This window comes from Bacillus thuringiensis (assembly GCF_022095615.2).
Taxonomy (GTDB): Bacteria; Bacillota; Bacilli; order Bacillales; family Bacillaceae_G; genus Bacillus_A; species Bacillus_A cereus_AG.
In genome coordinates, this window is sequence record NZ_CP155559.1 from 307,501 (window position 1) to 333,991 (window position 26,491).

A 26,491-nucleotide genomic window follows, 5' to 3' on the forward strand; every position below is an offset into this window, starting at 1 on the left:
GGTAGGGGAGCGTTCTAAGTGCAGTGAAGTCAGACCGGAAGGACTGGTGGAGCGCTTAGAAGTGAGAATGCCGGTATGAGTAGCGAAAGACGGGTGAGAATCCCGTCCACCGAATGCCTAAGGTTTCCTGAGGAAGGCTCGTCCGCTCAGGGTTAGTCAGGACCTAAGCCGAGGCCGACAGGCGTAGGCGATGGACAACAGGTTGATATTCCTGTACCACCTCTTTATCGTTTGAGCAATGGAGGGACGCAGAAGGATAGAAGAAGCGTGCGATTGGTTGTGCACGTCCAAGCAGTTAGGCTGATAAGTAGGCAAATCCGCTTATCGTGAAGGCTGAGCTGTGATGGGGAAGCTCCTTATGGAGCGAAGTCTTTGATTCCCCGCTGCCAAGAAAAGCTTCTAGCGAGATAAAAGGTGCCTGTACCGCAAACCGACACAGGTAGGCGAGGAGAGAATCCTAAGGTGTGCGAGAGAACTCTGGTTAAGGAACTCGGCAAAATGACCCCGTAACTTCGGGAGAAGGGGTGCTTTCTTAACGGAAAGCCGCAGTGAATAGGCCCAAGCGACTGTTTAGCAAAAACACAGGTCTCTGCGAAGCCGTAAGGCGAAGTATAGGGGCTGACACCTGCCCGGTGCTGGAAGGTTAAGGAGAGGGGTTAGCGTAAGCGAAGCTCTGAACTGAAGCCCCAGTAAACGGCGGCCGTAACTATAACGGTCCTAAGGTAGCGAAATTCCTTGTCGGGTAAGTTCCGACCCGCACGAAAGGTGTAACGATTTGGGCACTGTCTCAACCAGAGACTCGGTGAAATTATAGTACCTGTGAAGATGCAGGTTACCCGCGACAGGACGGAAAGACCCCGTGGAGCTTTACTGTAGCCTGATATTGAATTTTGGTACAGTTTGTACAGGATAGGCGGGAGCCATTGAAACCGGAGCGCTAGCTTCGGTGGAGGCGCTGGTGGGATACCGCCCTGACTGTATTGAAATTCTAACCTACGGGTCTTATCGACCCGGGAGACAGTGTCAGGTGGGCAGTTTGACTGGGGCGGTCGCCTCCTAAAGTGTAACGGAGGCGCCCAAAGGTTCCCTCAGAATGGTTGGAAATCATTCGTAGAGTGCAAAGGCATAAGGGAGCTTGACTGCGAGACCTACAAGTCGAGCAGGGACGAAAGTCGGGCTTAGTGATCCGGTGGTTCCGCATGGAAGGGCCATCGCTCAACGGATAAAAGCTACCCCGGGGATAACAGGCTTATCTCCCCCAAGAGTCCACATCGACGGGGAGGTTTGGCACCTCGATGTCGGCTCATCGCATCCTGGGGCTGTAGTCGGTCCCAAGGGTTGGGCTGTTCGCCCATTAAAGCGGTACGCGAGCTGGGTTCAGAACGTCGTGAGACAGTTCGGTCCCTATCCGTCGTGGGCGTAGGAAATTTGAGAGGAGCTGTCCTTAGTACGAGAGGACCGGGATGGACGCACCGCTGGTGTACCAGTTGTTCTGCCAAGGGCATAGCTGGGTAGCTATGTGCGGAAGGGATAAGTGCTGAAAGCATCTAAGCATGAAGCCCCCCTCAAGATGAGATTTCCCATAGCGTAAGCTAGTAAGATCCCTGAAAGATGATCAGGTTGATAGGTTCGAGGTGGAAGCATGGTGACATGTGGAGCTGACGAATACTAATAGATCGAGGACTTAACCATATAATATGAAGCAAATGTTATCTAGTTTTGAAGGAATATACCTTCATCAGTTTGGTGATGATGGCAGAGAGGTCACACCCGTTCCCATACCGAACACGGAAGTTAAGCTCTCTAGCGCCGATGGTAGTTGGGACCTTGTCCCTGTGAGAGTAGGACGTCGCCAAGCAAAAAACTAAGTCGATTCGACTTAGTTTTTTTGTGTTTATTTTTATTTACCAAATGTTAATATCTATAAGTTTAATGACCCTAAAGAAGAAAAAAGAATGAAAATGAGGCTATTTAAAGTAATAGCAATGATTTTTTGTTTTCTAGGTTTTCCGAGTGTTCCTAAAATAATCTTTATGATAGGAAACGTTATTTCTACCACAAGTATATATTTTAAAAAGTGGGATGATATAAATAAGTATTCAATCATTACAGCAATGACTGCGATACAAAGGAAGACAATAATGAAAAAGTGTAGTTCGTGTTTTCATTATTGTCTTCCTTATAAATAAAATGAATATAAACGATATGCTTTATATTAAAGCATACGGAATAAGTATACAAACCGTTATGTGTACAATAGATCTCTAGAAATATATATTCTAATTCCCCCTCCTTCTTGCATATAGTTGCAATTCTTCTTTTGAATATAACTAAAACACGAACGTTATTGGTGAGTAATAAAAAAACATTCGATTATTTGTTGACATTGTTTATGAAATATTGTTAATATAACCATAGAAAGAATAATATATAAGACCTCATATAATCGCGGGGATATGGCCTGCAAGTCTCTACCTAACGACCGTTATTCGTTAGACTATGAGGGAAAGTCACTCGGTATTTTTCTATTCACAAGGGATACGTATGCCTGAGTAGAGCGCTTTCTCTCATAGTAAAAGAGAAACTGTTCTATTTCAGGCTTTTTTTATTTGAATCGGGGGGATTCTAATATGAAATCACTAGTTGGAGTCATAATGGGAAGCACGTCAGACTGGAAAACAATGAAATATGCTTGTGACATTTTAGATGAATTAAATATACCGTATGAGAAAAAAGTTGTATCAGCTCATCGGACTCCGGATTATATGTTTGAATATGCAGAGACGGCTCGTGAACGTGGATTGAAAGTTATTATTGCTGGAGCTGGCGGGGCAGCACATTTACCAGGAATGGTTGCAGCGAAGACGAATCTTCCTGTAATCGGAGTCCCAGTTCAATCAAAAGCGTTAAACGGCTTAGATTCATTATTATCCATCGTCCAAATGCCAGGAGGGGTTCCTGTTGCAACTGTTGCAATTGGTAAGGCTGGTTCAACAAATGCTGGTTTACTTGCTGCACAAATACTTGGATCATTCCATGATGATATACATGATGCATTAGAATTGAGAAGAGAAGCAATTGAAAAAGATGTGCGCGAAGGTAGTGAGCTAGTATGACGAGAATCATTTTACCTGGAAAAACAATCGGCATTATTGGAGGCGGCCAGCTAGGAAGAATGATGGCATTGGCAGCTAAGGAGATGGGATATAAAATTGCTGTTTTAGATCCTACAAAAAATTCACCATGTGCACAAGTTGCTGATATTGAAATTGTTGCACCATATGACGATTTAAAAGCAATTCAGCATTTAGCAGAGATCAGTGATGTTGTCACATATGAATTTGAGAATATTGATTATAGATGTTTACAATGGCTAGAAAAACATGCTTACTTACCACAAGGCAGTCAGTTGTTAAGTAAAACACAAAATCGTTTTACAGAAAAGAATGCGATTGAAAAAGCAGGATTACCAGTAGCAACGTATAGATTGGTTCAAAATCAAGATCAGCTTACTGAAGCAATCGCCGAGTTATCATATCCTTCCGTCTTAAAAACGACGACAGGTGGATATGATGGGAAAGGGCAAGTTGTTTTAAGAAGTGAAGCTGACGTTGATAAAGCGCGAGAGCTTGCGAATGCAGCAGAGTGTATTTTAGAGAAATGGGTGCCTTTTGAAAAAGAAGTATCCGTTATTGTGATTCGTAGTGTAAGTGGTGAAACGAAAGTATTTCCGGTAGCGGAAAATATTCATGTAAATAACATTTTGCATGAATCTATCGTTCCAGCTCGCATTACAGAAGAACTTTCTCAAAAAGCAATTGCTTATGCAAAAGTGCTCGCGGATGAACTAGAACTTGTGGGAACACTAGCGGTAGAGATGTTTGCTACAGCTGATGGTGAGATTTATATTAATGAATTAGCACCAAGACCTCACAATTCAGGACACTATACACAGGATGCATGTGAAACGAGTCAATTTGGTCAACATATTCGAGCAATCTGTAATTTACCTCTTGGAGAAACAAATTTGTTAAAACCAGTTGTCATGGTAAACATTTTAGGCGAACATATAGAAGGGGTCCTAAGACAAGTGAATAGATTAACCGGGTGCTATTTACACTTGTATGGAAAAGAAGAAGCAAAAGCGCAGCGGAAAATGGGGCATGTTAATATTTTAAATGATAATATTGAAGTCGCTCTAGAAAAAGCGAAGAGTTTGCATATTTGGGACCATCAAGAACAACTGTTGGAGGGAAAAAGATGATTAGTCGTTATACACGCCCAGAAATGGGTGCAATTTGGACGGAAGAGAACAAATTTAAAGCGTGGTTAGAAGTTGAGATTTTAGCTTGTGAAGCATGGGCTGAGCTTGGCGATATTCCAAAAGAAGATGTTAAAAAAATTCGTGAGCATGCATCATTTGATATTGATCGTATTTATGAAATTGAAAAAGAGACACGTCATGACGTAGTTGCATTCACTCGTGCAGTATCAGAAACACCAACATTAGGTGAGGAACGTAAATGGGTTCATTACGGTTTAACATCTACAGACGTAGTAGATACAGCGTTATCTTACATCTTAAAACAAGCAAATGAAATCATATTAAAAGACTTAGAAAACTTTGTAAGCATTTTAGCTAACAAAGCGAAAGAGCATAAATACACGATCATGATGGGAAGAACACATGGTGTTCATGCAGAACCAACAACATTTGGTTTAAAACTTGGTCTTTGGTATGAAGAAATGAAACGTAACGTAGAGCGTTTCAAACAAGCTGCTGATACAGTTCGCGTCGGTAAATTATCTGGTGCGGTTGGTACATACGCAAATATCGATCCATTCGTAGAAAAGTATGTTTGTGAAAACTTAGGATTAGAAGCAGCACCAATTTCAACACAAACATTGCAACGTGATCGCCATGCTCATTACATGTCAACACTTGCACTAATTGCAACATCTATCGAAAAGATGGCAGTTGAGATTCGTGGTTTACAAAAGAGTGAAACACGTGAAGTTGAAGAAGCTTTCGCAAAAGGCCAAAAAGGTTCTTCTGCAATGCCACATAAACGTAATCCAATCGGATCTGAAAATATGACTGGTTTAGCTCGTGTTATCCGCGGTTATATGATGACAGCGTATGAGAATGTTCCATTATGGCATGAGCGTGATATTTCTCACTCTTCGGCGGAACGCGTAATTTTACCAGATGCTACAATCGCATTAAATTACATGTTAAATCGCTTTGGTAATATCGTTAAAAACTTAACTGTATACCCAGAGAATATGAAACGCAATATGACAAGAACATACGGCTTAATCTATTCTCAGCGTGTAATGCTTACATTAATCGACAAAGGTATGGTACGTGAAGAAGCTTATGATATCGTACAACCTAAAGCGATGGAAGCTTGGGAAACACAAGTACAATTTAAAGAGCTTGTAGAGGCTGATGAGCGTATTACGAGCAAGCTAACACAAGAAGAAATTAATGAATGCTTCAACTATGAGCATCATATGCAACACGTTGATACAATCTTTGAACGCCTAGGATTAAACGAAGCTTAAAATTTTATATGGCACAGAATAGAGTCATTCTGTGCCATTCTTTATAAAAATATTATTCACATTTTTCAAACTACAGGGGGCTTGCGAAATGCAAAAGCTAGAATTGCTGTATGAAGGTAAGGCAAAAAGAATTTATCGTACAGAATCAGCAGATATGGTTTGGGTAGAGTACAAAGATAGTGCGACTGCTTTCAATGGGGAGAAAAAAGAGACGATTACAGGAAAAGGTCGTTTGAACAATGAGATTACAATTTTATTGTTCAGAAAGTTACAAGAAGTAGGAATTAAAACACATTTTGTTGAGAAGTTATCTGAGACAGAGCAACTTGTTAAAAAAGTGAGTATTATTCCTTTAGAAGTTGTCACAAGAAATGTAATTGCAGGAAGTCTTTCAAAACGATTAGGAATGGAAGAGGGAACTGTACTTGCAGAACCCATCGTAGAATTTTACTTCAAAGATGATGATTTAGGAGATCCGCTTGTAACGGAAGATCATATTCGTGTATTAAAAGTTGCATCGCCAGAGCAAGTAAGTGTATTACGAGAAATGGCTCTACAAATCAATCAAGTGTTGATTGATCATTTCGCAAGCTGTCGTGTAAGACTAGTAGATTTCAAATTAGAGTTTGGTGTAACGGAAGAAGGAGAAATTATTTTAGCAGATGAAATTTCACCAGATACTTGCCGTTTATGGGATGAAACGAGCAATGAAAAGTTTGATAAAGACGTATTCCGTCGCGATCTTGGAAATTTAACAGATGCTTATGAAGAGATTTTAAAACGTTTAGGGGGAATTTCACATGTATAAAGTTAAGGTATATGTAACATTAAGAGAAAGCGTATTAGATCCACAAGGAACAGCAGTAAAAGGAGCACTTCATAGTCTTTCGTTCACAGAAGTACAAGACGTTCGAATCGGAAAATATATGGAATTAACAATTGATAAATCAGTATCTGACCTTGACGCAAAGGTAAAAGAAATGTGTGAAAAACTATTAACAAACGTTGTAATGGAAGACTTCCGTTATGAAGTTGAGGAGGTTGTCGCACAGTGAAATTTGCAGTCATAGTATTCCCAGGTTCGAACTGTGATGTCGATATGTTCCATGCAATTAAAGATGAGCTCGGTGAAGAAGTAGATTACGTTTGGCACGATAGAGAGAATTTAGATGAATATGATGCAATTTTACTACCTGGTGGATTCTCTTACGGTGACTATTTACGTTGTGGTGCTATTTCTCGCTTTGCTAACGCAATGAAAGCAGTGCAAAAAGCTGCTGAGCAAGGAAAGCCGATTTTAGGTGTATGTAATGGATTCCAGATTCTTGTTGAATCAGGATTACTACCAGGAGCGTTAATGAGAAACGAAAACTTAAAATTTATGTGCCGAACAGTTCAGCTGCGTGTTGAAAATAATGAAACGATGTTTACATCACAATATGAAAAAGATGAAGTAATCAATATTCCAATCGCGCATGGTGAGGGGAATTACTATTGTGATGAAGAAACGCTAAAAAGATTAGAAGAGAATAATCAAATCGCATTCCGTTACGTAGAAAATCCGAATGGAAGCGTTTCAGATATTGCTGGTATTGTAAACGAAAAAGGAAATGTACTTGGTATGATGCCACACCCAGAGCGTGCTGTAGATGAATTACTTGGCGGTGCTGAAGGGTTAAAAGTCTTTCAATCTATCTTAAAACAGTGGAGGGAAACATATGTCGTTAATGCTTGAACCAAATCCAACACAAATTAAAGAAGAGCGCATATATGCGGAAATGGGGCTAACAGACGAAGAGTTTGCCATGGTTGAAAAGATTTTAGGCCGTCTGCCAAATTATACAGAAACAGGATTATTCTCTGTTATGTGGTCTGAACATTGCAGTTATAAAAATTCAAAGCCAGTACTTCGAAAATTCCCAACGACAGGTGAGCGCGTTCTGCAAGGACCTGGGGAAGGTGCTGGAATTGTAGATATTGGTGATAATCAAGCGGTTGTATTTAAAATGGAAAGTCATAACCATCCTTCTGCTATTGAACCATATCAAGGAGCAGCAACAGGCGTTGGTGGTATCATCCGTGACGTATTCTCTATGGGAGCACGCCCGGTAGCTCTATTAAACTCACTCCGCTTCGGTGAATTACAGTCACCACGTGTGAAATATTTATTCGAAGAAGTAGTAGCAGGGATTGCAGGATACGGTAACTGTATCGGTATTCCGACTGTTGGCGGCGAAGTACAGTTTGATCCATGTTATGAAGGAAATCCACTTGTAAATGCAATGTGCGTAGGTTTAATTAATCATGAAGATATAAAAAAAGGGCAAGCGCACGGTGCTGGAAATACAGTAATGTACGTAGGAGCATCAACTGGTCGTGACGGTATTCACGGTGCAACATTCGCATCCGAAGAGTTATCTGAAAGCTCAGAAGCGAAGCGTCCAGCAGTTCAAGTAGGAGATCCATTTATGGAGAAACTTCTTATTGAAGCTTGCTTAGAACTTATTCAATCGGATGCACTTGTGGGAATTCAAGATATGGGTGCAGCTGGTTTAACATCATCTTCTGCAGAAATGGCAAGTAAAGCAGGTATGGGTATTGAAATGTACTTAGATGATGTACCACAGCGCGAAACAGGAATGACACCATATGAAATGATGCTATCTGAATCACAAGAACGTATGCTAATCGTCGTGAAAAAGGGTAGAGAGCAAGAAATAGTAGATTTATTTGAGAAGTATGGTCTTGCAGCCGTTACGATGGGGAAAGTAACGGAAGACAAAATGCTTCGCTTATTCCATAAAGGTGAAAAGGTAGCTGAAGTACCAGCAGATGCTCTTGCAGAAGAAGCACCAATTTATCATAAGCCATCAAAAGAAGCAGCATACTTTGCTGAATTCCAGGCAATGGAAATGGAAACACCAAAAGTAGAAAATTATAAAGAAACGTTATTCGCTCTATTACAACAACCGACGATTGCAAGCAAAGAGTGGGTTTATGATCAATATGATTATCAAGTTCGCACAAGCACAGTTGTTACACCAGGTTCAGATGCAGCAGTTGTACGTGTACGCGGTACAGAAAAAGGATTAGCAATGACGACAGATTGTAACTCTCGCTACATTTATTTAGATCCAGAAGTGGGCGGTAAAATTGCAGTAGCAGAGGCAGCACGTAATATCGTATGTTCTGGGGGAGAGCCACTTGCAATTACAGATTGCTTAAACTTTGGTAATCCAGAAAAACCAGAAATCTTCTGGCAAATTGAGAAATCAGTAGATGGTATGAGTGAAGCTTGCCGCACATTACAAACACCAGTTATTGGCGGAAACGTATCAATGTATAACGAACGTAGTGGTGAAGCGGTATATCCAACACCGACAGTTGGGATGGTTGGACTTGTACACGATTTAAAACATGTAACAACACAAGAGTTTAAGCAAGCTGGCGATTTAGTTTATGTAATTGGAGAGACGAAAGCTGAGTTCGGTGGAAGTGAATTACAGAAAATGATTTACGGCAAAATTTTCGGTCAATCACCAAGCATCGATCTAGATGTAGAATTAAAACGCCAAAAACAAGTACTAGAAGCGATTCAAGCTGGCCTTGTTCAATCTGCACATGATGTTGCAGAAGGTGGTTTAGCAGTTGCAATTACTGAAAGTGCAATTGGTGCACAAGGTTTAGGTGCTACTGTGAAATTAGATGGAGAAGCAACAGCAGCATTATTTGCAGAATCACAATCTCGCTTCGTTATAACTGTAAAACGTGAAAATAAGGAAGCATTCGAGAAAGCAGTAGAAGCAATTCAAGTTGGCGAAGTGACAAATACAAATGAAGTAACAATTCATAATGAAGAAAATGAAGTATTACTTACAGCAAATGTAGATGAAATGAGAAAGGCTTGGAAAGGGGCAATCCCATGCTTGCTGAAATAAAGGGGTTAAATGAAGAGTGTGGCGTTTTCGGAATTTGGGGGCATGAAAATGCAGCACAAGTTTCGTACTACGGATTGCATAGTTTACAGCACCGTGGACAAGAAGGCGCAGGCATCGTTGTAAATAATGGTGAGAAAATCGTCGGTCACAAGGGGTTAGGTTTAATATCAGAAGTGTTTTCAAGAGGTGAGCTAGAAGGCTTAAACGGAAAATCAGCAATTGGACACGTACGATATGCGACAGCTGGTGGAAGTGAAGTTGCTAACGTTCAACCATTATTATTCCGTTTTTCTGATCATAGTATGGCATTAGCTCATAACGGAAATTTAATTAACGCAAAGATGCTTCGTCGTGAGTTAGAGGCAGAGGGAAGTATTTTCCAAACAAGTTCAGATACAGAAGTACTTTTACATCTCATTAAACGTAGTACGAAAAATTCTTTAATTGAAAGTGTAAAAGAGGCCCTAAATAAAGTGAAAGGTGCGTTTGCATATCTTTTACTAACCGGAAATGAAATGATCGTTGCGCTAGATCCGAATGGATTCCGTCCTCTTTCAATTGGAAAGATGGGGGATGCTTACGTTGTAGCATCAGAAACATGTGCTTTCGATGTAGTAGGTGCAACATACATTCGTGATGTAGAACCAGGTGAATTACTGATCATCAATGATGAAGGAATTCACGTAGATCGTTTTACAAATGAAGTAGATCATGCAATTTGTAGTATGGAGTACATTTACTTTGCACGTCCGGATTCTAATATTGCAGGTATTAACGTCCATGCAGCACGTAAAAACATGGGAAAACGTTTGGCCGCAGAAGCTCCTATTGAAGCTGATGTTGTTACTGGTGTACCAGACTCTAGTATTTCAGCGGCAATTGGTTACGCGGAGGCGACAGGAATTCCATACGAGTTAGGATTAATTAAAAATCGTTATGTTGGACGTACGTTTATTCAACCTTCTCAAGAACTGCGTGAGCAAGGGGTTAAGATGAAGCTTTCAGCAGTAAGAGGCGTAGTTGAAGGAAAACGAGTTGTGATGATTGACGATTCTATCGTAAGAGGAACGACGAGTAAACGAATTGTTCGTATGCTTCGCGAGGCTGGAGCGACAGAAGTCCATGTAAGAATTGCTTCACCACCTCTTAAGTATCCATGTTTCTATGGCATTGATATTCAAACGAGAAAAGAATTAATCGCAGCAAATAATTCAATAGAAGAAATCCGTCAAATCATCGGAGCAGATTCTTTAACATTTTTAAGTGAAGATGGATTAGTAGATGCAATTGGACGTCCATATGAAGGGAAATATGGCGGTCTGTGTATGGCGTACTTCAATGGAGATTATCCAACAGCTCTTTATGATTATGAGCAAGAGCTTTTAGAAAGTATGAAATAAGAAGAAAAAAGCTTCTACTTCTTTTGATGTAGAAGCTAGCTTCTTTCTTAAAACGGCCGGCCCTGGATAGGGAGAAATTAAAAGACGAGGTGTAGATAACGATGGCGAATGCATATAAGCAAGCAGGAGTAGATATTGAAGCTGGATATGAAGCGGTATCTCGCATGAAAAAACACGTACAAACAACAATGAGAAAAGAAGTACTAGGCGGTCTAGGCGGTTTTGGAGGTATGTTTGATCTATCAAAATTTGCATTAGAAGAACCTGTATTAGTATCTGGAACAGATGGCGTGGGAACGAAATTGATGCTCGCTTTTATGGCAGATAAACATGACACAATAGGTATTGATGCAGTAGCAATGTGTGTAAATGATATTGTTGTCCAAGGAGCAGAGCCGCTTTTCTTCCTTGATTATATTGCTTGTGGTAAAGCTGAACCTAGTAAAATTGAAAACATCGTCAAAGGTATATCAGAGGGCTGTCGCCAAGCTGGTTGTGCATTAATTGGTGGAGAAACAGCTGAAATGCCAGGAATGTATTCTACGGAAGAATATGATTTAGCTGGTTTTACAGTTGGAATTGTTGATAAAAAGAAAATTGTAACAGGTGAAAAAATTGAAGCTGGTCAAGTATTAATTGGCTTAGCATCTAGCGGTATTCATAGTAATGGTTATTCTTTAGTACGAAAAGTATTACTAGAGGATGGAGAACTATCTTTAGATCGCATTTACGGACGCTTAGAACTACCTCTTGGTGAAGAATTATTAAAACCAACGAAAATTTATGTCAAACCTATTTTAGAACTATTGAAGAAATATGAAGTATACGGTATGGCGCATATTACAGGTGGCGGATTCATTGAAAATATTCCACGTATGTTACCAGAAGGAATCGGTGCAGAAATTGAATTAGGATCTTGGAAAATTCAACCGATTTTCAATTTACTTCAAGAAGTTGGAAAGCTAGAAGAGAAAGAAATGTTCAATATTTTTAACATGGGTATTGGTATGGTAGTAGCGGTGAAGGAAGAAGATGCAAAAGATGTTGTTCGTCTTCTTGAAGAGCAAGGAGAAACAGCTTGTATTATTGGACGTACTGTACAAGGCGCTGGTGTTACCTTTAATGGGGGCACAGCACTATGAGTAGATTAGCAGTTTTTGCTTCTGGAAGTGGATCTAACTTTCAATCTCTCATCAATGCGGTAGAAGAAAAAAGATTAGATGCAGATATTAGTTTATTAGTATGTGATAAACCAGAAGCACGCGCTGTTGGACGGGCACATTATCATCATATTCCATGTTTCGCTTTTTCAGCGAAAGCGTATGGATCAAAAGAAGCGTTTGAAAAAGAAATATTAAAGAAGCTAGAAGAGTATGAAATTGATTATGTTATTTTAGCTGGATATATGCGTTTAATTGGGCCGACATTACTAGAAGCTTACGGCGGAAGGATTATTAATATTCATCCATCACTACTACCGAGTTTTCCGGGTAAAGATGCTGTTGGTCAAGCGTTAGAAGCAGGTGTGAAAGTAACTGGAGTAACAATTCATTATGTAGATGCAGGTATGGATACAGGCCCAATTATTGCGCAAGAAGCAGTAGTTGTTTCTGAAGGGGATACGAGAGAAAACTTACAAAAGAAAATTCAACAAGTTGAACATAAATTATACGTAAATACAGTGAATCAAATTGTTCAGTCTGTGAAAGAACCAACTGTTAACTAACATACAACCAGGGGTGAAGGATAAATGAAAAAGCGTGCATTAGTAAGTGTTTCAGATAAAACAGGAGTAGTAGAATTTGTTAAAGGTTTACTAGAACAAGGGATCGAAGTTATATCAACAGGTGGTACGAAAAAATTACTAGAAGAAAACGGCTTACAAGTAATTGGTATTTCTGAAGTAACGGGGTTCCCAGAAATTATGGATGGCCGCGTAAAAACATTACATCCAAACATTCATGGTGGTCTATTAGCAGTTCGCGATAATGAAACGCATGTAGCGCAAATGAACGAGTTAGGTATTCAAGCAATTGACTTTGTTGTTGTTAACTTATACCCATTTAAAGAAACAATCGCTAAGCCTGATGTAACATTTGCTGATGCGATTGAAAATATTGATATCGGTGGCCCAACAATGATCCGCTCTGCTGCGAAAAATCATAAATTTGTATCGGTAATTGTAGATCCAGTAGATTATGATGTTGTATTAGCAGAGCTGAAAGAGAACGGTGAAGTAAAAGAAGAAACGAAACGTAAATTAGCAGCTAAAGTATTCCGCCATACAGCTGCATATGATGCGTTAATCTCTAACTACTTAACAGAGCAAATGGGTGAAGAAAGCCCAGAAACATTAACAGTGACATTTGAGAAAAAACAAGATTTACGCTATGGAGAAAATCCACATCAAAAAGCAACATTCTATAAAGCACCATTCGCTGTAACTTCTTCTGTTGCATACGCAGAACAATTACACGGTAAGGAATTATCTTATAACAATATTAACGATGCAGATGCAGCACTTAGTATCGTGAAAGAATTTACAGAGCCAGCAGTAGTAGCAGTAAAACATATGAATCCATGTGGTGTTGGAGTAGGAACTGATATTCATGAAGCATACACACGTGCTTATGAAGCAGATCCAGTATCAATTTTTGGAGGCATTATCGCAGCGAATCGCGAAATTGACAAAGCTACAGCAGAAAAGTTACATGAAATTTTCTTAGAAATTATTATTGCACCTTCTTTCTCAAAAGAAGCTTTAGAAGTGTTGCAAAGTAAGAAAAACTTACGTTTACTAACTGTAAATATTGAAAAGGCGACAAGTGCAAGCAAAAAACTAACTTCTGTACAAGGTGGTCTTCTTGTTCAAGAGGAAGATACGTTATCATTAGATGAAAGTACAATTTCAATTCCAACGAAACGTGAACCGTCAGAGCAAGAGTGGAAAGATTTAAAACTAGCTTGGAAAGTTGTAAAACATGTGAAATCAAACGCAATTGTTTTAGCGAATGATAACATGACAGTTGGTGTAGGTGCAGGACAGATGAACCGTGTAGGTTCTGCAAAAATCGCAATTACACAAGCTGGCGAAAAAGCACAAGGTAGCGCACTTGCATCTGATGCTTTCTTCCCAATGCCAGATACAGTAGAAGAAGCAGCAAAAGCAGGAATTACAGCAATCATTCAACCAGGCGGATCAATCCGTGACGAAGATTCTATTAAGATGGCAGATGCGTATGGGATTGCGATGGTGTTCACTGGCGTACGTCATTTCAAACATTAATAGAGGATGTTTAAAAAGTCCGGTCAAGATAACTGTCGCATGTCGTCGTTGCATGGCCAGTGCGGTACTCATGTAGGAAAACTACACTCCGTGTCCTCCTGTCAAATGCGCCTCGACCTGCTCGGTTCTCTAGATCCTCTTTTTTAAACTTTTATTGATATGAAAACAAACTAGGGGCATAGCTTCTAGTTTGTACTTATTTAATTATTGGGGGATGAAATATGAATGTTTTAGTAATTGGCCGCGGTGGTCGTGAGCATGCTTTAGCTTGGAAATTTGCACAATCTGAAAAGGTGGAGAAGGTGTATGTAGCACCAGGTAATGAAGGTATGCGAGATGTTGCAACACCAGTTGATATTGATGAAAATGATTTTGATGCATTAGTTTTATTTGCTAAAGAGAATAAGGTTGAATTAACTTTCGTTGGACCAGAAATTCCACTTATGAATGGAATTGTTGATCGTTTTAAAGAAGAGGGACTTCGTGTGTTTGGCCCAAATAAAGTGGCTGCTGTTATTGAAGGCAGTAAAGCTTTTACAAAAGAGCTTATGAAAAAGTATGATATTCCAACTGCAGCATATGAAACTTTTACAGACTATGAGGAAGCAGTACAGTACATTCAAAAAGTTGGTGCGCCAATCGTTATTAAGGCTGACGGCTTAGCTGCTGGTAAAGGTGTAACAGTAGCGATGACACTTGAAGAGGCATTGCAAGCTGCGAAAGAAATGCTACAAGATGTAAAGTTTGGCGAAGCAAGTAAGAAGGTTGTTATTGAAGAGTTTTTAGATGGACAAGAATTTTCATTAATGGCATTTGTGAATGGAACAACTGTGCATCCGATGGTAATTGCGCAAGATCATAAACGAGCTTTTGATGGTGATAAAGGTCCAAATACAGGCGGAATGGGTGCGTATTCTCCAGTACCACAAATTCCAGAATCAGCAGTTCAAGAGGCGATAAAAACGGTATTACATCCAACTGCTAAAGCGATGATTGCAGAAAACCGTTCGTTTACAGGAATTTTATATGCGGGACTTATTTTAACAAATGATGGCCCAAAGGTAATTGAATTTAATGCCCGCTTTGGCGATCCTGAAACAGAAGTAGTATTACCTCGCTTAGAAAATGATTTAGTTGACGTATGTAACGCTGTATTAGATGAAAGTGAGTTAACATTACAATGGTCAGAGGAAGCCGTAATTGGTGTTGTACTTGCTTCGAAAGGATATCCAGAAGCATATAAAAAAGGTGACATTATTAACGGATTAGATGCACTGCAAGATGTGATTGTTTTCCATGCTGGTACAGCAATGAAACATGGTGATTTTGTGACAAGCGGTGGCCGTGTACTATTTGTTGCTTGTAAGGCGAATAGTTTACAAGAAGCAAAAGATAAAGTATATAAAGAAATCGGTAAAATTGAGAGTGATGGTCTATTTTATCGAAGTGATATAGGATATCGTGCAATTGGGCATGAGATGACGAGAAGTTAATATGTAAAAAATCCCGCTGATTTCTCAGCGGGATTTTTTATGCATTGTTATCTTTTTTCAATTTTCCTTTTTGCTTTGCCATTTCTCGAAGTAAATACTCGATGTGTGCATTGACGCTACGAAACTCATCATTCGCCCATTTTTCGATGACTGCGTGTAATTCAGGATCAATACGTAATGGAAAGCTCTTCTTTTTAGCCATAATGATTTACAACCCTTTAGTATAGGCTTCCTGTATTAATAACTGGTTGCGCACCTTTATCTGAAACGATGGCAACTAATAAGTTGTTCACCATATTTGCTTTACGCTCGTCATCGAGTTCCAGTACGCCTTCCTCATCTAACATATGGATTGAATCTTTCGCCATCTTCACAGCACCTTCAACAATCTCTTTTCTAGCAGCTAATACTGCTTTTGCTTGTTGACGTTGGAGCATTGCATGGGCAATTTCTGTTGCGTAAGCTAAATGTGTTAAACGAGTTTCTAATACTTCTACGCCAGCGATTTCAAGGCGTGCTTCTAACTCACGTTTTAATTCTTCAGAGATTTCTTCCGTATTTCCGCGTAACGTGATGCAAGTTTCATCTTGGAAATTATCATAAGGATATTTTGTTGCAACGTGGCGGATTGCTGTTTCACTTTGAATTTCTACAAATCGATCGTAATGTTCAACGCCGAACATTGCTTTTGCAGAATCAACTACTTTATATACGATAACGGCTGCAATTTCAATCGGATTTCCCTCAATATCATTTACTTTTAATTTCTTACTATTAAAGTTTTCAACACGTAATGATACAGTTTGACGGAATGCGAACGGAATCGTTAAAAATAAACCATTTTGACGAATTGTTCCTAAGTAATTACCGAAAAACGTAATGACTTTCGCTTGGTTTGGTTGAACAATACCAATACCTGTAGCAAGAACCGCGGCTAAAATAATAGTTAATGCTGCTCCTATGAAAATTTCTTGTATAAGGAAAAATACACCGATAGCGGCTAAAATCAAAATTCCAATAATCCCAAGAAAACCATTAACATAAAATACTTGTTTTTTTTTCATATGATCGCCTCCTGATATAAAAATGATATCACTTTTATATCATTTTAAGCAAGGGGTTTACACCTAATTTTCTGAATTTTATTGATTGGACATCTCTTATGTATATTTTAAGGTCTGAAACGAGAATATATGTTCTGATTCATGGTAAAATAAAGAAGACTTAACCGCCCACTGCAGCAGCTAAGTCCCTTTGAGAGCATCTTGCATCGTGACAAATGATTCAAAGCGGTTTTGCCAGGATTATATCTTCAATCGCTGACTCAATCTCTTTGTCAGAAGCGTCAAAACTTCCATTTGACTGTGGTTTGTCGTGATTGGAAGTTTGATTCACTTCTTCTTTAGCATGTCCCTTTTCAGTAAAATTCATGCTAGGCATTTTAAATGCCCCCATATTCATGTATTTTCCGAATTTCCACATTTCAACAACAGGACAGAAACGAACAATTCCCTCTGCAATTTTCATTGCACCAATCCATAGCAAGACGTTAGATCGAGTGCACCACGGCTTGCGTACAAGTTTAGCGCTACTACAGCCGAAGAGGATAAGTCCGAGTGTAATTCGAATTAGGGCATTTATTGTACCGATGTTTTGCTTCATTAGAAAAACACTCCTTTTTATGAAAGTTGAAATAGATAATACTATTTCTCTTATTAGTATCCCGTGTGATTTTTGAGATATGTAATCCAACATTTGACGTTGAAAAAGATGTTGGAATGTGCGTGTGTGTAAGTAGCTTTTTTTGTTATAATGAAAGAATGCATAAAAGGAAGTTCAAAGTTAAATCCTCTCGTTTGAAAAACTATGGAAGAGGGAATTCCAAACTTAATTCTCCGTTTTAAACAAATATTTAAGATGAATTTAAAAAATCCTAATGAAAATAAACTGTTATTTTGAACAGAAATATATATAAATAGAGAAAAGAAAGGGTGTTTTCATGTACGATATTTCAGGGTGGAAACATGTATTTAAGCTTGATCCAAATAAGGAGCTAAGTGACGAACATTTAGAAATGATTTGTGAATCTGGAACAGATGCTGTTATTGTAGGCGGAAGTGATGGCATAACAATTGATAATGTACTACACATGCTAGTTAGCATTCGTAGATATGCAGTTCCTTGTGTGTTAGAGGTTTCTGATGTGGAAGCAATTACACCAGGATTTGATTTTTATTATATCCCAAGCGTTTTAAATAGCCGAAAGGTAGAATGGGTAACAGGCGTTCATCATGAGGCTTTGAAAGAATTTGGGGATATTATGGATTGGGACGAAATTTTCATGGAAGGGTACTGTGTTTTAAATCCTGAAGCGAAAGTAGCCCAGCTTACAGATGCGAAATGTGATGTAACAGAAGATGATGTGATTGCATACGCGCGTTTAGCAGACAAGCTATTACGTTTACCGATATTTTATTTAGAATATAGCGGTACGTATGGAGACAGTGAACTTGTTAAAAATGTAAAAGCAGAATTAAAACAAGCAAAGTTGTATTATGGTGGCGGTATTTCTAATGCAGAACAAGCGAAAGAAATGGCGCAGTATGCTGATACAATAGTTGTTGGAAATATTATTTATGATGATATAAAATCCGCGTTAAAAACAGTTAAAGCAGTAAAAGGAGAGTAGGTGCAGGCGTATATGAGTAGGACAGATAGGTTATTAAATGGTTTAAATCCGCAGCAACAAAAAGCAGTACAAACAACGAATGGCCCACTTCTATTAATGGCAGGTGCAGGTAGTGGTAAAACACGTGTGTTAACACATCGTATTGCGTATTTACTTGGTGAAAAAGGTGTAGCACCATGGAATGTACTAGCTATTACCTTTACAAATAAAGCTGCTCGTGAAATGCGCGAGCGTATTGATACACTTGTCGGACCAGAAGCAGAAGATATTTGGATTTCTACGTTCCACTCTATGTGTGTACGTATTTTACGACGTGATATAGACCGCATTGGTATTAATCGTAACTTTACAATCTTAGATTCAGGTGATCAGTTAACTGTAGTTAAAAAAATTATGAAAGAGCGCAATATTGATCCGAAGAAATTTGAGCCTCGTTCTATTTTAGCTGGTATTAGTAATGCAAAAAATGAATTGTTATCTGCAGATAAATATGCGAAAAAAATTACAATCGCTGATCCATATGAAAAATTAACGAGCGATGTATATACAGAATATCAAAAACGTCTTCTGAAAAATAATTCATTAGACTTTGATGATTTAATTATGACAACGATTCAGCTATTTGAACGTGTTCCAGAAGTACTAGAGTTCTATCAGCGTAAGTTCCAATACATTCACGTGGATGAGTATCAAGATACGAACAAAGCGCAGTACCTTCTTGTTAAACATTTAGCAGCACGTTTTAAAAATTTATGCGTTGTAGGTGACTCGGATCAGTCTATTTACCGCTGGCGCGGGGCTGACATTTCTAATATTTTGTCATTCGAAAAAGACTATGAGAATGCGCAAGTTATTCTATTAGAACAAAATTATCGTTCGTCACAAAATATTTTAAATGCAGCGAATGCTGTTATTGAAAAAAATTCAAACCGTAAACCGAAGAAATTATGGACAGATAATCAAGTTGGAAGCAAAATCTCATATTATCGTGCTGCGACGGAAAAAGACGAAGCGTATTTTGTTGCGAAAAAAATTCGTGACGATATTCAAATGGGAAAACGAAAATATACTGATTTTGCAGTGTTATATCGTACAAATGCGCAGTCTCGTATGGTCGAGGAAATTTTCCTGAAATCTAATATTCCTTACAAAATTGTCGGCGGTACGAAGTTCTACGATCGTAAAGAGATTAAAGACATTTTGGCGTATTTACGTTTAATTGGGAATCCAGATGATGAGATTAGTTTCGCACGTATTATAAACATGCCAAAGCGCGGAATTGGTGCGACTTCTATCGATAAAATTATTAATTACGGTGTACAAAATGGAATTTCATTAACGGCTGTATTTGATGAGATTGAGCATGTTGGAGTAAGTGCAAAAATTACAAAGGCAGTAAAAGAATTCGCAGGTTTATTACACAACTGGGTAAATATGCAAGAGTATTTATCTGTTACAGAGTTGGTAGAAGAAGTTATTGAAAAAACAGGCTATCGCGATATGTTGAAAAATGAGCGTACTTTAGAAGCAGAAGGTCGTCTAGAGAATTTAGATGAGTTTTTATCTGTTACGCAAACATTTGAATCTCAAAGCGAAGATAAGAGCCTTGTTGCCTTCTTAACAGACTTAGCACTTGTTGCTGATATTGATCGTGTAGATGAAGATCCAACGGCTGGTGAGGAAGTTATTTTAATGACGATGCACTCAGCGAAAGGATTAGAGTTCCCAGTTGTCTTTATTGTTGGGTTAGAGGAAGGAATATTCCCGCATACTCGTTCTCTAATGGAAGAAGATGAGATGCAAGAAGAGCGTCGCCTTGCTTATGTAGGTATTACTCGTGCAGAAGAAGAGTTATATTTATCCAATGCACAAATGCGTACTTTATTTGGTAGAACAAGTATGAATGCCGCATCGCGATTTATTACAGAAATCCCGGCAGAGCTAGTGGAATCGTTAAATGAAACAGCGCCAAAGCGTGAAACATCGTTTGGTGCAAAAGGAGGAATGGCGAGTAGCAGTAGAGCGACAACGACAACACGCTCTCGTTCAGCTTTCGCGCGTCCTGCAGCTAAGACGACAGGCGGCGAGCAAATCGGCTGGGCAGTAGGTGATAAAGCTTCCCACCAAAAATGGGGAGTCGGTACAGTTGTCAGTGTAAAAGGTGAAGGTGATGCAAAAGAATTAGATATTGCGTTCCCAAGCCCAATTGGTGTTAAGCGTTTATTAGCAAAATTTGCACCTGTGACGAAACAATAGGAAAGGAATGAGGATATGTCAAAAGAGATAGCAAAACAACGTATAGAAGAAATACGTGATTTGTTAAATACATTTAACTATCAGTATCACGTATTAGACAATCCTTCTGTTTCTGATGCGGAGTATGACCGTAATATGCAGGAGCTTATAAAATTAGAAGCAGAGAATCCAGAGTTTATGAGTGAAGACTCTCCCTCCATTCGCGTTGGGGGAACTGTTCTTGATATATTTGAAAAAGTAACACATAAGTCACCGATGTTAAGTCTAGGGAATGCATTTAACGAAGGAGATTTACGTGATTTCGACCGACGAGTACGCCAAGGAATTGATGATGTGAATGTAAGATATATATGCGAATTAAAAATTGACGGACTCGCTGTTTCACTTCATTATGAAAAAGGACGCTTTATTCAAGGGGCAACACGTGGTGATGGTGTAACAGGTGAAGATATTACCCAAAATTTAAAAACGATTAAAGCAATCCCACTTCGTTTAAATGAAGAAGTAACGTTAGAAGCACGAGGCGAAGCTTATATGCCGAAGCGTTCATTCGTTAAGTTAAATGAAGAAAAAGAGCAAAATGGTGAAGATGTATTTGCGAATCCGCGTAATGCAGCAGCAGGTTCAATTCGCCAACTTGATCCAAAAATTGCAGCGAAGCGTAACTTATCTATGTTTGTGTACGGTCTTGCGAATGTAGAAGAAAAAACAATTCCATCACATAGTGAATCGCTTGATTTCTTAGGGAAACTTGGATTTAAAACAAATCCAAATCGTCGCACATGTGAAACAATCGAAGAAGTTATAGCTTATGTAGAGGAATGGCAAGAAAAACGTCCGCACCTTGATTATGAGATTGATGGAATCGTTATAAAAGTAGATGATGTTGCTCTTCAAGAAAGTTTAGGAACTACAGCAAAGAGCCCAAGATGGGCAATTGCTTATAAATTCCCGGCTGAAGAAGTTGTAACAAGATTAACCGGTATTGAATTAAGTGTTGGTCGCACAGGAGTTGTAACACCGACCGCAGAGCTAGAGCCAGTGCGAGTGGCTGGTACTATCGTTCGTCGTGCTTCTTTACATAACGAAGATTTAATTCGTGAAAAGGACATTCGAATTGGTGACTACGTTGTTGTGAAGAAGGCCGGAGATATTATTCCTGAAGTTGTGAACGTTATTTTTGATAAGCGTACTGGTGAGGAAGAAGAATATCATATGCCAACGCATTGCCCAGCATGTGAGAGTGAACTAGTTCGTTTAGAAGAAGAGGTAGCACTTCGTTGTATAAATCCAACTTGTCCGGCTCAAATTCGAGAAGGATTAATCCATTTCGTTTCAAGAAATGCAATGAATATTGATGGACTTGGAGAACGTGTCATTACACAACTCTTTGATGCTGATTATATTCGTACATTTGCTGATTTATATTCATTGACGAAAGAGCAATTATTGCAGCTAGAACGGTTTGGTGAAAAATCAGCAACGAATTTAGTACAAGCAATTGAGAATTCTAAAGACAACTCATTAGAGAGATTATTATTTGGTCTTGGTATTCGCCATGTCGGAGCGAAAGCAGCACGTACATTTGCAGAGCATTTCGAAACGATGGATGCACTTGTGAAAGCGACGGAAGAAGAACTAAAAGCAATTAACGAGATTGGTGAAAAAATGGCTCAATCTATCGTGACATATTTTGATAATGAAGACGTATTAGAGCTATTACAACAATTTAAAGAGTATGGCGTGAACATGGCATACAAAGGGATAAAAATTGCTGATTTACAAAACGTTGAGTCGTACTTCGCAGGAAAAACTATCGTTTTAACAGGGAAATTAGAAGTTATGGGACGTAGTGAAGCGAAGAAGAAGATTGAGGCATTAGGTGGAAAAGTAACAGGAAGTGTTAGTAAAAGTACGGATTTAGTTGTTGCAGGTGAAGCGGCAGGTTCGAAATTAGCGCAAGCGGAGAAGCATAATGTTGAGGTTTGGAATGAAGAGAGGTTCTTACAAGAGCTAAATAAGTAAGAGGTGCAAACTTACCATGAAAAAAATAGCATTAGCGGTATTAAGCCTTGGCCTACTTATAAGTGGGTGTAGTGCAGGTGCCGATAAAGAGGAAAAAGTGGCTGAGAAATCGGGGAAAGCAAAAAATCAAGCAATCGTCCCAAAGTATTCTATTTCGGATGAATATTATAAGGCGACTATTCCATTTGAAGCAGGAGCTGCACGTGGGTTAGTTGTACAAGGAGTAAGTAATCGTCTTGATATAGATGAATTTGAAACAGGATTAATGCGTATTGCGAAAGAGTCCTTTAGTACGAAAGATCATTTCTTTAAAGGTGGAAGTGCTCTAGATGCTCAAAATTTGCAGATGCTTGTTAAAAGAAAGCGTACAGATGCTGAACAGAAGGAATTAGAGGACAAATTAAAAAAAGATGCAGTTAAATTTCCAAACATCGGGTTAAACCCAGCTTTAGGTGGAGGAACTGAATCATTAGAGGAAAAAAATAAAAAAAATCCAATATATATTTCAAATATTTTAGAGCATGATTATTATGTGAAAAAAGGCGAAAAAGATGAACTTCAAGGCATTGTAGTTGGTTTAGCGATGAATTCAGTTCATTATTACGAGGAAGAGCATGGTTATCCGCGTGAGGCTAAAATCGAGCAAGAGAAAATGTTAGCTGAAGGGAAAAAGATGGCGCAAGAAGTTTTGAAATTTATGCATCAAGAACAGCCTTACACAAAAACTGTCCCGATAACATTTGCGATTTATCGTCAGGCTCCAAAGTCTTCGCTCGTACCAGGTAACTTTGTCTCTTATGCGAATGTAGAAAAAGGTAGTGAAACGGTTGAAGATTGGAAACAAATTAATGAGAAATATTATTTGTTCCCATCTGAACAAGCGAAAACGGATAATAAACGTGAAGATCTGGCGAGAGTATCAAACTTTAAAGAGAAACTAAGCGATTATTTCCAAGGCGACTATACAGCTGTTATCGGTACTGGTATGTATAGAGACGATGAATTAAGAGAAATAAAGCTTGATATTCCTGTCCAATTTAATGGGAAAGCAGAAATAATTGGCTTTACACAATATGTAGCCGGACTTATTACGGAATACTTCCCGAATTATATGAAGGTGCAAGTAACGGTTAAATCTGTAGAACGCCCTGAAGCGATTATTATACGTGAAGCGAAGCAAGATGAACCATTTGTGAAAATTTTAGATTAAATAGAAAGGCCGTTCCTTTATGGAACGGCTTTTCTTCTCGAAGAATTTTGTTATAATTTAAAATGTTATAAACAATGGGGGTAAGGGGTAAAGCACATGGACGAATTAAGTTTTCAAGTCATTATTTTATTAATTGCATTCGGCTTTTTAGCAGCTTTTATTGATTCAGTTGTTGGCGGTGGAGGATTAATTTCGCTTCCTGCACTTATGTTTGTTGGTTTACCACCAGCTTCGGCAATTGCAACAAATAAATTAGCGGCAACGATGGGGACGTTTACGAGTGCAATTTATTTTATTCGATCAGGAAAGGTCGATTTTAAAATTGTAGGAAAGTTAATCCCGTTAACTATTATAGGGGCGGTCGCAGGCGCTTTAGTAGTAAAGTTTATTCCGCCGGATATTTTACGGCCGTTAGTGCTTGTAATGTTGGTGTTTATTGCCATTTATATTATTGCAAAAAAGGATTGGGGAAGTGCATCTACCTATAAGAAGATGACGAAAAGAAAAACATTAATATTTTTCTTTGTTATTTTAATGATAGGGTTTTACGATGGATTTTTTGGACCAGGGACAGGATCCTTTTTAATTTTTGCATTTTTATTAATTGGTTTGGATTTTATTCAAGCGGCAGCATCTGGAAAACTTTTGAACTTTGTTAGTAATATTGTATCTTTAATTACTTTTTTATTTTTAGACGTAATTCATTTTGAATACGGTATTATTATGGGATTGTCGATGATTTTTGGCGCTTATTTTGGATCGAAGTTTGCAGTCCAAAAAGGTGTTGGATATGTAAGGACTTTATTTTTGTTAGTAACTATTTTATTGATTGGAAAAAACATTTTGGAATATACTCATATTTTGTAGAGTTATACGTATGTATAACTCTATTTTTTTATTATATTTTAAAAATTAATTAATTTTTAAAATATAAGTCTAGGAATATTTGAATAAATCTAAATTATCGTGTAGAATAATGTTGTAAAATGTAAACGTTTTTCTAAGGGGAGGCTAAAAAGAATGGTAGTAGCATACAAACATGAGCCATTTACAGATTTTTCAGTGGAGGCTAACAAATTAGCGTTTGAAGAAGGTTTAAAGAAAGTAGAATCTTATCTTGGACAAGACTATCCATTAATTATTGGGGGAGAAAAAATCACTACAGAAGACAAAATTGTTTCTGTAAACCCTGCAAATAAAGAGGAACTTGTTGGTCGCGTTTCAAAAGCAAGCCGTGAGTTAGCTGAAAAAGCAATGCAAGTAGCGGATGAAACATTCCAAACTTGGAGAAAATCAAAGCCAGAAATGCGTGCAGACATTTTATTCCGCGCTGCAGCAATCGTTCGTCGCAGAAAGCATGAATTCTCTGCTATTCTTGTAAAAGAAGCAGGTAAACCATGGAATGAGGCAGATGCTGATACAGCGGAAGCAATCGATTTTATGGAATATTATGGTCGTCAAATGTTAAAATTAAAAGACGGTATTCCAGTAGAAAGCCGTCCAATTGAATATAATCGTTTCTCTTACATTCCATTAGGAGTAGGTGTTATCATTTCTCCTTGGAACTTCCCATTTGCAATTATGGCAGGTATGACAACAGCTGCTTTAGTTTCTGGTAACACAGTATTACTAAAACCAGCTAGTACAACTCCTGTAGTAGCAGCGAAATTCATGGAAGTATTAGAAGAAGCTGGCTTACCAGCTGGCGTAGTAAACTTCGTTCCAGGTAATGGTTCTGAAGTTGGTGACTACTTAGTAGATCACCCTCGTACACGTTTCGTGAGCTTCACTGGATCTCGTGATGTAGGTATCCGTATTTATGAGCGTGCAGCGAAAGTTAACCCAGGCCAAATTTGGTTAAAACGCGTTATTGCTGAAATGGGTGGTAAAGATACAATCGTTGTGGATAAAGAAGCAGATCTTGAATTAGCAGCTAAATCTATCGTTGCATCAGCATTCGGATTCTCAGGACAAAAATGTTCTGCATGTTCTCGTGCAGTAATCCATGAAGATGTATACGATTACGTATTAAATCGTGCTGTTGAATTAACGAAAGAATTAACAGTTGCTAACCCAGCTGTATTAGGTACAAACATGGGTCCTGTTAATGACCAAGCTGCATTCGATAAAGTAATGAGCTATGTTGCAATTGGTAAAGAAGAAGGTAGAATCTTAGCAGGTGGCGAAGGAGACGATTCTAAAGGCTGGTTCATCCAACCAACAATCGTTGCTGACGTTGCAGAAGATGCTCGCTTAATGAAAGAAGAAATCTTCGGGCCAGTAGTAGCATTCTGTAAAGCAAAAGACTTTGATCATGCACTAGCAATTGCAAATAATACAGAATACGGTTTAACAGGTGCTGTTGTTACTAATAACCGTGATCATATTGAAAAAGCACGTGAAGAATTCCATGTGGGTAACTTATACTTTAACCGTGGATGTACGGGTGCAATCGTAGGTTACCAACCATTCGGTGGCTTTAACATGTCTGGTACAGACTCTAAAGCTGGTGGCCCTGACTACTTAGCACTTCACATGCAAGCAAAAACTACTTCTGAAACTTTATAAGAAATAGTAGAAGAGATCTTCGCAGTCTGCGAAGATCTCTTTTTTTTTTTTTTTTGAA

At 38.6% G+C, this 26,491-nt stretch carries 21 protein-coding genes, 2 rRNA genes, 1 pseudogene and 1 riboswitch (1 of these 25 cut by a window edge); of the genes and pseudogenes, 20 read left to right on the plus strand and 4 right to left on the minus strand.

Going from position 1 to position 26,491, the window contains the following annotated elements:
* Positions 1–1,692: ribosomal RNA gene (locus KZZ19_RS01685) — 23S ribosomal RNA — on the plus strand (it extends 1,230 nt beyond the left edge of the window).
* Positions 1,693–1,742: 50 nt separating this feature from the next.
* A 5S ribosomal RNA gene (rrf, locus tag KZZ19_RS01690) occupies positions 1,743–1,858 on the plus strand.
* Positions 1,859–1,921: 63 nt separating this feature from the next.
* On the opposite strand, the pseudogene KZZ19_RS01695 reads toward rrf, so the two are convergent.
* A pseudogene (locus KZZ19_RS01695) lies at positions 1,922–2,168 on the minus strand (hypothetical protein).
* A 250-nt stretch (positions 2,169–2,418) separates the two neighbouring features.
* Positions 2,419–2,520, plus strand: a riboswitch (purine riboswitch).
* 110 nt (positions 2,521–2,630) lie between these two features.
* Between KZZ19_RS01695 and purE the strand changes: the two are divergent.
* From purE to purD, 12 genes are all read left to right on the plus strand, one after another.
* Entirely contained in the window at positions 2,631–3,116 is a 486-nt protein-coding gene (purE, locus tag KZZ19_RS01700; protein WP_237981910.1) for a 5-(carboxyamino)imidazole ribonucleotide mutase, read from the plus strand.
* Positions 3,113–4,264 (plus strand): 5-(carboxyamino)imidazole ribonucleotide synthase, encoded by a 1,152-nt coding sequence (purK, locus tag KZZ19_RS01705; protein ID WP_098341952.1) that lies wholly within the window; start codon positions 3,113–3,115, stop codon positions 4,262–4,264. Before purE ends, purK begins: the two co-directional genes overlap by 4 nt.
* The gene (purB, locus tag KZZ19_RS01710; protein WP_000625687.1) at positions 4,261–5,568 is read left to right on the plus strand and encodes an adenylosuccinate lyase; all 1,308 of its coding nucleotides are present in this window, start codon (positions 4,261–4,263) and stop codon (positions 5,566–5,568) included. Before purK ends, purB begins: the two co-directional genes overlap by 4 nt.
* 88 nt (positions 5,569–5,656) lie before the next feature.
* Positions 5,657–6,376, plus strand: coding sequence for a phosphoribosylaminoimidazolesuccinocarboxamide synthase (gene purC / locus KZZ19_RS01715; protein ID WP_237981911.1), 720 nt, complete (start codon positions 5,657–5,659; stop codon positions 6,374–6,376).
* Positions 6,369–6,623: a phosphoribosylformylglycinamidine synthase subunit PurS gene (purS, locus tag KZZ19_RS01720; protein WP_000278821.1), complete on the plus strand. Its 255-nt coding sequence runs from the start codon at positions 6,369–6,371 to the stop codon at positions 6,621–6,623. Before purC ends, purS begins: the two co-directional genes overlap by 8 nt.
* The gene (gene purQ / locus KZZ19_RS01725; protein WP_088094913.1) at positions 6,620–7,303 is read left to right on the plus strand and encodes a phosphoribosylformylglycinamidine synthase subunit PurQ; all 684 of its coding nucleotides are present in this window, start codon (positions 6,620–6,622) and stop codon (positions 7,301–7,303) included. Before purS ends, purQ begins: the two co-directional genes overlap by 4 nt.
* A complete protein-coding gene (gene purL / locus KZZ19_RS01730) occupies positions 7,287–9,506 on the plus strand; it encodes a phosphoribosylformylglycinamidine synthase II (protein ID WP_237981912.1) in 2,220 nt (739 codons plus the stop codon). Before purQ ends, purL begins: the two co-directional genes overlap by 17 nt.
* A complete protein-coding gene (gene purF, locus KZZ19_RS01735; RefSeq protein ID WP_237981913.1) occupies positions 9,491–10,906 on the plus strand; it encodes an amidophosphoribosyltransferase in 1,416 nt (471 codons plus the stop codon). The genes purL and purF overlap by 16 nt, the downstream gene beginning before the upstream one ends.
* Positions 10,907–11,007: 101 nt before the next feature.
* Positions 11,008–12,048: a phosphoribosylformylglycinamidine cyclo-ligase gene (gene purM / locus KZZ19_RS01740; RefSeq protein WP_237981914.1), complete on the plus strand. Its 1,041-nt coding sequence runs from the start codon at positions 11,008–11,010 to the stop codon at positions 12,046–12,048.
* Positions 12,045–12,632, plus strand: a complete 588-nt coding sequence (purN, locus tag KZZ19_RS01745) for a phosphoribosylglycinamide formyltransferase (RefSeq protein ID WP_088094916.1) — start codon at positions 12,045–12,047, stop codon at positions 12,630–12,632. Before purM ends, purN begins: the two co-directional genes overlap by 4 nt.
* Before the next feature lie 24 nt (positions 12,633–12,656).
* The gene (gene purH / locus KZZ19_RS01750; protein WP_088094917.1) at positions 12,657–14,192 is read left to right on the plus strand and encodes a bifunctional phosphoribosylaminoimidazolecarboxamide formyltransferase/IMP cyclohydrolase; all 1,536 of its coding nucleotides are present in this window, start codon (positions 12,657–12,659) and stop codon (positions 14,190–14,192) included.
* A gap of 221 nt (positions 14,193–14,413) precedes the next feature.
* On the plus strand, positions 14,414–15,685 hold the full coding sequence (gene purD, locus KZZ19_RS01755) for a phosphoribosylamine--glycine ligase (RefSeq protein WP_237981915.1): 1,272 nt from the start codon (positions 14,414–14,416) through the stop codon (positions 15,683–15,685).
* A gap of 37 nt (positions 15,686–15,722) precedes the next feature.
* Here purD and KZZ19_RS01760 read toward each other — a convergent pair whose 3' ends face one another.
* The 3 genes from KZZ19_RS01760 to KZZ19_RS01770 form a co-directional block, all read right to left on the minus strand.
* A complete protein-coding gene (locus tag KZZ19_RS01760; RefSeq protein ID WP_088094919.1) occupies positions 15,723–15,887 on the minus strand; it encodes a toxin-antitoxin system HicB family antitoxin in 165 nt (54 codons plus the stop codon).
* Positions 15,888–15,903: 16 nt separating this feature from the next.
* Entirely contained in the window at positions 15,904–16,749 is an 846-nt protein-coding gene (locus tag KZZ19_RS01765; protein ID WP_237981916.1) for an SPFH domain-containing protein, read from the minus strand.
* Between the two features lie 220 nt (positions 16,750–16,969).
* Positions 16,970–17,347 carry a YgaP family membrane protein gene (locus KZZ19_RS01770; RefSeq protein WP_237981917.1) on the minus strand — a complete coding sequence of 126 codons (378 nt, stop codon included), beginning with the start codon at positions 17,345–17,347 and terminating at the stop codon, positions 16,970–16,972.
* A gap of 337 nt (positions 17,348–17,684) precedes the next feature.
* On the opposite strand from KZZ19_RS01770, the gene KZZ19_RS01775 reads away from it, so the two are divergent.
* From KZZ19_RS01775 to pruA, 6 genes are all read left to right on the plus strand, one after another.
* Positions 17,685–18,374 (plus strand): heptaprenylglyceryl phosphate synthase, encoded by a 690-nt coding sequence (locus KZZ19_RS01775; RefSeq protein WP_237981918.1) that lies wholly within the window; start codon positions 17,685–17,687, stop codon positions 18,372–18,374.
* A 12-nt stretch (positions 18,375–18,386) separates the two neighbouring features.
* On the plus strand, positions 18,387–20,630 hold the full coding sequence (gene pcrA / locus KZZ19_RS01780) for a DNA helicase PcrA (protein WP_237981919.1): 2,244 nt from the start codon (positions 18,387–18,389) through the stop codon (positions 20,628–20,630).
* Between the two features lie 15 nt (positions 20,631–20,645).
* Positions 20,646–22,655 (plus strand): NAD-dependent DNA ligase LigA, encoded by a 2,010-nt coding sequence (gene ligA, locus KZZ19_RS01785; protein ID WP_237981920.1) that lies wholly within the window; start codon positions 20,646–20,648, stop codon positions 22,653–22,655.
* Between the two features lie 16 nt (positions 22,656–22,671).
* Entirely contained in the window at positions 22,672–23,865 is a 1,194-nt protein-coding gene (locus KZZ19_RS01790) for a CamS family sex pheromone protein (RefSeq protein ID WP_237981921.1), read from the plus strand.
* 96 nt (positions 23,866–23,961) lie between these two features.
* Positions 23,962–24,732: a TSUP family transporter gene (locus KZZ19_RS01795; RefSeq protein WP_088094926.1), complete on the plus strand. Its 771-nt coding sequence runs from the start codon at positions 23,962–23,964 to the stop codon at positions 24,730–24,732.
* A gap of 153 nt (positions 24,733–24,885) precedes the next feature.
* Positions 24,886–26,433, plus strand: coding sequence for an L-glutamate gamma-semialdehyde dehydrogenase (pruA, locus tag KZZ19_RS01800; protein ID WP_000259558.1), 1,548 nt, complete (start codon positions 24,886–24,888; stop codon positions 26,431–26,433).
* Positions 26,434–26,491: the final 58 nt, after the last annotated feature.